The organism is Candidatus Albibeggiatoa sp. nov. BB20, assembly GCA_016744725.1.
Lineage (GTDB): Bacteria > Pseudomonadota > Gammaproteobacteria > Beggiatoales > Beggiatoaceae > Albibeggiatoa.
On sequence record JADGDW010000083.1, the window covers coordinates 1 to 8338 of the forward strand.

The 8338-nt window shown below is 38.0% G+C and carries 6 protein-coding genes; 1 reads left to right on the top strand and 5 read right to left on the bottom strand.

From position 1 onward, the window contains the following. Window positions 1–341 precede the first annotated feature (341 nt). A complete protein-coding gene (locus ABXH34_RS10500) occupies window positions 342–1508 on the top strand; it encodes a deoxyguanosinetriphosphate triphosphohydrolase (protein ID WP_353571835.1) in 1167 nt (388 codons plus the stop codon). 99 nt (window positions 1509–1607) lie between these two features. Here the strand turns inward: ABXH34_RS10500 and ABXH34_RS10505 are convergent, their stop codons facing one another. The 5 genes from ABXH34_RS10505 to ABXH34_RS10525 form a co-directional block, all read right to left on the bottom strand. Next, a complete protein-coding gene (locus ABXH34_RS10505) occupies window positions 1608–3323 on the bottom strand; it encodes a PAS domain-containing sensor histidine kinase (RefSeq protein WP_353571836.1) in 1716 nt (571 codons plus the stop codon). 19 nt (window positions 3324–3342) lie between these two features. Further along, window positions 3343–4176 carry a phosphate/phosphite/phosphonate ABC transporter substrate-binding protein gene (gene phnD, locus ABXH34_RS10510; protein ID WP_353571837.1) on the bottom strand — a complete coding sequence of 278 codons (834 nt, stop codon included), beginning with the start codon at window positions 4174–4176 and terminating at the stop codon, window positions 3343–3345. Between the two features lie 466 nt (window positions 4177–4642). Next, window positions 4643–5470 (bottom strand): hypothetical protein, encoded by an 828-nt coding sequence (locus ABXH34_RS10515; RefSeq protein ID WP_353571838.1) that lies wholly within the window; start codon window positions 5468–5470, stop codon window positions 4643–4645. A gap of 200 nt (window positions 5471–5670) precedes the next feature. Continuing rightward, window positions 5671–6273 carry a glycerol-3-phosphate 1-O-acyltransferase PlsY gene (gene plsY / locus ABXH34_RS10520; protein WP_353571839.1) on the bottom strand — a complete coding sequence of 201 codons (603 nt, stop codon included), beginning with the start codon at window positions 6271–6273 and terminating at the stop codon, window positions 5671–5673. Window positions 6274–6281: 8 nt separating this feature from the next. After that, window positions 6282–8338, bottom strand: a 2057-nt coding sequence (locus ABXH34_RS10525; protein ID WP_353571840.1) for a penicillin-binding protein 1A, incomplete at its 5' end; no start/stop codon positions are given.

An 8338-nucleotide genomic window follows, 5' to 3' on the forward strand; every position in this document is an offset into this window, starting at 1 on the left:
ATTTGTAAGATTCATAAACTACTGACTACAGTGGCTGCTAGATGGTAATTTTTTGCTAATGGTTATGGGGACAATGCAATGAAAATATATTTCTCACAAAAAGCCTTAGATAAAATGACTAAATTATTTTTTATCCAAATCAACATCATTGTTTTAAACAAATAATTCCTAATATTTATAAAAAGTTGACTCATATTAGTAAATTGATAATAAAACAAACCTTGTATTTATGTTAGAAATTATAGAAACTGTTCGCTTATTGGAGCTTTAGTGATTTAAAGCTTCAGACCCTCATTATTAAATCCAAATCACATGACAAAAACTAAAGTCTCGGAGTGTATATGATAAGACCCCTAGCTCCATACGCTGCACACCAAGAAACATCTTATGGACGGTTACGAGACGAACCACCACCTTCTGGCTATCGCAGCGAATACCAACGTGACCGTGACCGTATCGTACATGCAACGGCTTTTCGGCGTTTAGAATATAAAACCCAAGTTTTTGTGAATCACGAAGGGGATTTATTCCGTACACGCTTGACTCACTCATTAGAAGTTGCACAAATCAGCCGCACAGTTGCCAGAGCCTTACAATTGAATGAGGATTTAACTGAAGCTATTGCTTTAGCTCATGATTTGGGACATACGCCCTTTGGCCATGCGGGTCAAGATGCGTTGAATGAATGTATGCAAAATTATGGCGGTTTTGAGCACAATTTACAGTCATTGCGGATTGTAGATGAATTAGAAGAAAAATATCCAGAGTTTCGTGGCCTAAACCTTACATTTGAAACCCGCGAAGGTATTATTAAACACTGTACTCCTAAACAAGCCAAAACCTTGGGACAAGTTGCCGCACGCTTTTTAAGTGACCCTAAACATCAAGCCAGTTTAGAAGCACAAATCACCCATTTATGCGATGAAGTGGCTTATAACAATCATGATATTGATGATGGATTACGCGCTCGTTTAATCACTATTCGTCAGTTACGTGAGTTTGAATTATTTGAACAGCATTACACCAGCGTCATGCGTAGTTATAATAATTTACTGCAACGTCAAGTGGTTAATGAAACTATTCGTCGGATGATAAATGAGCAAGTCTTAAATGTGATTGAAACCAGTCATGCCCAAATTGATGCGTTACAACCTAAAAATATTGATGCGGTACGGATGGCTGAAGAGCCTATGGTGACGTTTAGTGCCCACATGTACAATATGCACATGGATTTAAAACAATTTTTATTTTCACACTTATATCATCATTTCCGTGTTGACCGTATGAACTTTAAGGCCAAACGAGTCGTTAAAGAATTATTTGAAGCCTTTATGAGCGAACCGCGTTTATTACCGTTAGAAGCTCAAGTTGAGGTGAATCGATTGCAAGCGCAATTTGGCATTGAAGTGGGTAAAGCCCGAGCTGTGGCAGATTATATTGCGGCGATGACTGACCGATTTGCTATCGCTGAACATGAACGTTTATTTGACCCCAGCACTTTGCCTTAGCATCTGATGTCATTGCCACTTTGTGAAATAACATTCAAGCGATCAAGACTGTCAGCTCTTAATAAAACTGGCAGTCCTAAAGTAATTCAAATACATAGCTTAAGCATTTTTATCAACGGGGAATTGCACACAGAAATGACTACCTTCACCCAATTCACTTGTTACACTAATATCCCCTCCTAACATCTCAGCAAATTCTTTAGTCAAAGTTAAACCTAAACCAATACCACCATATTCACGGGTTGAAGAACTATCTGCTTGGTGGAATGCTTTAAAAAGATTGGCCTGCTGGGCATCATTCATACCAATACCATTATCTTGAATTTGAATGTATAAATGATTTTGATTTTTATATATTTGCGTGTGTAATTTGATCTCAATATGACCTGAATGAGTGAATTTCGCAGCATTATTCAGTAAATTCAGCATAATTTGCCGTAATTTCACAACATCAGTATAAATGGCTTTAAGGTAAGTATTATATTTTACATCTAATGTATTATTATTTTGCTGGACTAAAGGCTGTACCGTCATCATCACATCGGTAATCAACTGTTTCAAATTGATTTGTTCAATATTCAGAGACATTTTACCACTTTCAATTTTTGCAATATCCAGTACATCATCAATCAAGCCTAATAATTGCTGACCTGCGGTGAGTACATTATGAGAATATTCTGTAAATTCCTCATACCCACCATCCGAGGTATCCTCATATAAAATTTCACTATAACCAATAATGGCATTTAATGGCGTACGCAATTCATGACTAATATTGGCTAAGAATTGGTTTTTGGCACGATTGGCTTGCTCAGCTGCTTCTTTGGCATGTTTTAATGTGGTCTCAGCTTGTTTTTGCTTGGTAATATCACGGAAAACCACCACACCCCCTAAAATTTCGCCATATCGTCTAGGGTCTACTTGTTCAATCAATGGAGTTGAAATGTATTCAATCGGTAATAATCTGCCACTTGGTGTAAGAATATATTCATCATTTGCTCGATGCGCTATGCCTTGGCGTACCGCGTTACAAACAGGACAAGAGGCTTTATTATAAAAACTACGATTTGACTTAGCGTGACTGGTTGCAGTCAAATAATGCTTACCAATCAAAAATTTGGCTGGTGTCTCTAAAATTTGAGCGGCTGCAGGATTAATAAAAGTGATAAAGCCTTCTGAACTTAAGCCACAAATGCCATCACCAACCGACTCTAAAATAAGCTGATGTTGACGACTCATTTTTTCTAAATCGTCATGGGCTGATTTCAACTCTGTAATCTGTTTTTGAATTTCTTGCTCCATCGGAATGAATACAATTTTGGTAAGCGTAAAAGATAGAATCAGGCCTAAGAAAATCACAATAATAGAAAAAATAATTAACAACTGTCGATTAAGACCACTGATAATAAATTCAATGGGCATCAAGTTATGCGTCACAATCAGGGAAATTTCATTGTTGGGAGGGAAGGGAATTTTTTTATTGACGATAAAGCTATTCTTAGCAACCGTATCAGATCGATGACTAAAGAATTTAAAGCCATTTTTACTGGTTGCACTCATTTCTATGATGTGCGGACGCTTTTTTACCCAATTTTGCAAGAATTTATTAACATTAGCAAAATCTTTAGTCAGAAAGGATTCTTGTACAAAACCAGCAATTAAATCTAATTCTAAGGCCGCATGATGGGCTTCATTGTCCAACAGTAAATTACGCTGGTGCGAAACAATAAAGCTGCCCGCAACAATAAAAAAAGCCAGTAAAATCAAACCTGAGAACAGAAGTAAGCGAACATAACGCTTGGGAATACGTTTCATTTTGTTCTCACCCTTTATTTCAGTCGGTTACAGTTTCAATAATATTACGCAGGGTGTCATAATCACTATCTTGCACAGGCACAAATCCTGTCATATCTTTATTGATAGCAGTTAATACTTTTGCTGCATCCGCATGTTTATCTAAATTCAGTAAGGCCATTTGGATTTTATTAAATAATGCGTCGGATAAATTATCACTCGCCAACAAAATATGGGTTGAAATTGCAGGAGAGGCTGTCAGTTCACGAAGTTGATATTGTTCTTTATATTCGTTAAACACTTCTTGTGCCATTGCGCCCACATCACAACTGCCCAATAACACACTTAAAACCACATCTTCATGGGTGGCTAAATTGTCGTAATTAAATAAATCAGCTAATCCCACGCCCATCTGTTGTAGCATATAACGTGGCACTAAAGTGCTTAAAGTCGAATTTTTATTACCAAACGCAAAACTTTTGTCTGCTAACTCGTAGAGTGATTGAATTGAACTTTGTGCTGACACGAAAATAATAGAGCGGAAATAAGGTTTATTTTGCATTTCATAGCAGGCAAATAGGCGTTTTTTACCGTATTGTTTAACCATTTTGAGATACGGCAGGCCACCGACAAAAGCAATATCTAGCTTATTTATACCTGCTAGGTCAACATGTTGTTTGTAATCCTTAGTAGCCGATAATTTAACAGGAATGGCCAATATTTGACTCAGATAATCTACCAATGGCGTATATTTTTTTATCAATTCGGTTGCTGTAATATAAGGCAATATTCCAAACTTGAGTTCTTCAGCCGCAGCACTCGTTCTAGCGATAAGCACTAACAATAAAACAGCAAAAAGATCAGCTCTTTGCATATCCCCTCCCCATTTTTAAATACTGAATTAAGTATAAAACATTTTATTCAAACAGCTAAACTCGAAAAAATATTAAAATCAATGCAAGAATCTTGCGCTCAATCTACATTGTTCTAGCTAGGTGATACAGTTATATTTAAAATAATTTCAAAGCTTTAGCATCTATGCTGGGTAGAACAACGTAAAATCCACCGAATAAGGTATTTAAGAAACAGGTAAAACCGATTCCATTACTTCATAGATTTCTTAAAACTATCTGAACCCTTGTTAGAGTTTTATTAAACTTATTTTCAAGCAAATGGGCTTACTCCCAGAGCGAAAATTTTAGAGTTCAATCACTAAGCCTGTTGTTTATTAATACCTGTTATTTAAAGAAAAGACCGTATATAACATGTTATCAGAGGGCATTTTTATCCGTTTTAGCTACAAACAAAAGGTGCTTGAATGTAGCTAGAACTGGGTTTATTTACTGACAGCCAAAAGCCATTGCAGCATCGACTTGACGCATTTTTACTTCGCCTGTTTCATCTAAGTACACCATACGGCCATCATAAGTAATATGACTACTGCTGGTAACAGGTGCAACACAATTAGGGGCGGCTGTGAGTTCAGGAGTTTGCCCAACACGGACAGTCCATGCTTTAGTATTCTGATTATTGGTTAAAATAATATAATTATCGATATGCCATGTTGCATTGACGGGTTCATCAATCGGAATCACAACAGGATCAGTAATGATGTTGAGATTATTAGAATATAAAAACTCAACACTGACTTCGCCACAATCCAAACTAAAAATATGTGCTAGTAAAGCCCCATCTGGTGAAGGAATCACCGTATGATAGACTTGTGGTAATGGCTTGGTATCTGTATCTGTGCGTTGAATATCAGCACAAGGTTGGTGCTCATTATCAGGCGTTTCAATAATCAGGATTTCATGGCCTTTGTCATCAATGCGGTCAAAACGTCTTGCTCCAGTTGGCACCAACGATTCCATAACAAAATAACCTGCTTGCTTCATATAGTATAAGTTGCCATTTTGATGTTCACGCACTTCGGTAATCGCACGACGTTCACTCCCATCAATATTTTGCACATAAAGCTGATGTTTAAAATTCGTCTTCTCAACCCCTTTCTCATCATATTGCAACTCAATCACCGCCACTTCTGCTGCATCATCTGCCCATACAACTTGATTATTTTTTTGCATGGGTATCCAAGTTTCTTCCACTTTATTGGTTGCACAGCCGCCAACTAAGCTTATCAAAAATAAAATGCTAATGAGTTTTCTCATGTAAACCTCAAGTGAATTTTCGATTTTAGATTCGCAATTTTCGATTTAAACGACACGCTTTCTATACGCAGAACGAATAAATAGTCTTGCGGAATCAAAATAAAAAACGCTGCCATCTAGGAATGTAAAACTTATTTTGCTCGTGCAGAACCCATTTCACACTCATGAATATATTAGATATCAACCCATTACCTACAACATCATGAACGAGATGGAGAAAATTTAATTTTCCCTTCAGTCCCGTTTACCAACTTTTGAATATTTGATTGATGTCGCCAAAAGATGAGTGCGGTAATGATGACATTAGCTACAATGTAATGTTCTATCCCAGAAAACCAATACATATAAATAGGGGTCATTGCAGCAGTAATCAAAGCCGCCAAAGAGGAGTAACGGAAGCTAAAGGCCATAGCCAACCATGTTAATAATGCGCCTACACCAACCATCCAATGCAATGCCAATAATACGCCCAATGCGGTTGCCACTCCTTTCCCACCTTTAAAATTAAAGAATACGGGATATAAATGACCTAGAAAAACGGCTAAGGCACTCAACGCGACAAAGAGGCTGTGATCTGTTAAGAATTTCGCCAATAAAACCGCGACAACCCCTTTTAACATATCCAGTATTAAGGTGATGATGGCTGCTTTTTTACCACCATGTCGTAATACATTGGTTGCACCGGGGTTACCCGAACCTAAAGTTCTTGGATCGGCATAGCCCATAAGCTTGCACACCACGACTGCGGATGAAAATGAACCTAATAAATAGGCAATAACAACGAGACTAATATCAATTAACATAAGCAGTCCTAGAACAAAGGTTCTCCCAGTGTCAAAGCATGTTCCTTAGAATTTTGTTTAGGTTTATAAATCGCATACCGTTTGGGCACGTTTTCTTTATAAAAATATTCAAATTTTGCATTAGGGGTTTGACTGGTAGCCAGAAAGCCCGTTGCAGGGTCAATTTTAGCCGATACAATCCCTCTTGGCATCGCCAAAGAGCGAACTTTATAAGATCGTAACGCTTGGCGCATGTAGTCAATCCACATCGGCAGCGCAGCACGAGAACCTGTTTCTTTTTTACCCAATGAACGCGGACGATCAAAACCGATCCAAGCTGTGGTCACAATATTGGCATTAAACCCAGAAAACCACGCATCACGTTGGTCATTGGTTGTGCCCGTTTTACCTGCTAAATCACTACGCTTCAATTTCATCGCCCTAACCGCAGTACCGCGTTTAATCACATCTTTCATCATAGAAGTTAATGTCCACGCATTGCGCTCATCGAGTATTCGTGGTGCATGGCTAAATTGTGGTTGCTCTAAATCAGCCCCTGATTGAATCGTATAGGCAGGACAACTTTTGCAAACTTCCATTGCATCGGTTTTAAATAATAAATGTCCCGTCATATTTTCAATTTTACTCACCAAATAAGGCTTAACCAAATAGCCCCCATTAGCAAATGCGGCATAACCTCGCGCCAACTCTAAAGGAGTCACATCACCTGTGCCTAGGGAAATGGTTAGATTCTTAGGAATTCGATCACGTTCAAAACCAAATTTCACCACATGTTCAATTGCAGGACTAACTCCAATATTATTTAATAATCGAATTGAGACCAAATTCCGCGAATAAGTCAAAGCAGTGCGCAAATTAGTAGGGCCATAATTTCGATGTGAAAAGTTCTTGGGTTTCCATAATTTATTACCTGCACGGAACACCACAGGTGCATCATTAATCATACTCGCTGGAGTAAAACCATGTTCCAATGCTGCTGAATAGATAAATGGCTTAAAGTTAGAACCTGGTTGACGATAAGCTTGGGTGACACGATTAAATTTACTCTGATAAAAATCAAAGCCACCTGCCAACGCTATAATCGCTCCCGTATTGGGATTTAAACTGACTAAAGCGCCTTCGACTTGGGGCATTTCAGATAATCGCCACACAGCCACTTTTTCATTTGCCTTATTTTTCACTGTACCCATTTTACGCGCCATAATCACATCGCCACGTTTCACAATTGCTGATGCGGTTTTAGGTAAGCCACCACGCCGATTGTCATGCACATAACGTCTTGCCCAACGCAAATTTTTCCAGCCGATAGTGAATTCACCAATTGTTTTATTATAAGCAACGACAGATTGTTTATTAACCTTCATTACTATACTTGAGAGCAAATCACCATAACTCGGATATTTTGTTAACGTTTCTTGAGCTATTTTAGTCGCTGCTTCTGCTTCTTCAGGCAACTCTACATGACCCGATACTCCGCGATAACCATGTCGTTCGTCATAGTTTAATAAATTGCGGCGTAATGCACGTTGAGCTGAATTTTGTAATGAAGAATGTACGGTTGTATACACTCTAAAACCCTTGGTGTAAGCCGCTTCACCATATAATTTCTCCATATATTGCCGCGCCATTTCAGCAACATGTGGTGCATTTAATTCAGTTTCAGTTTTATATAATTTAGCCGTATTAGGTTGTATCACCGATTCTTCATACTCAGCTTGTTTAATATAACCTAGCTCATTCATACGTTTTAAAATGTAGTTACGCCGTTCCATTGCACGCGGCGGATTGGCAATTGGATTTGAAGAGGATGGGAATTTAGGAATACCCGCCAACATCGCATATTCTGCAATAGCCAAATCTTTCAATGGACGAGAATAATAAGCATAAGAAGCTGCTTGAATCCCATACGCACGCTGTCCAAAGTAGATTTTATTAAAATAAAGCTCTAAAATTTCATTTTTGGTTAAAGTTTGTTCAATACGCAAAGCTAACAAAATCTCTTTGAATTTACGTTCAAAACTACGTTCAGGGGTTAAAAACAAGTTTTTTGCGACCTGCATTGTAA

Coding starts and splice junctions, on each gene's coding strand:
- ABXH34_RS10515 (WP_353571838.1), bottom strand. CDS start 5,470: ATGAGAAAACTCATTAGCATTTTATTTTTGATAAGCTTAGTTGGCGGC.
- ABXH34_RS10505 (WP_353571836.1), bottom strand. CDS start 3,323: ATGAAACGTATTCCCAAGCGTTATGTTCGCTTACTTCTGTTCTCAGGT.
- phnD (WP_353571837.1), bottom strand. CDS start 4,176: ATGCAAAGAGCTGATCTTTTTGCTGTTTTATTGTTAGTGCTTATCGCT.
- plsY (WP_353571839.1), bottom strand. CDS start 6,273: ATGTTAATTGATATTAGTCTCGTTGTTATTGCCTATTTATTAGGTTCA.
- ABXH34_RS10500 (WP_353571835.1), top strand. CDS start 342: ATGATAAGACCCCTAGCTCCATACGCTGCACACCAAGAAACATCTTAT.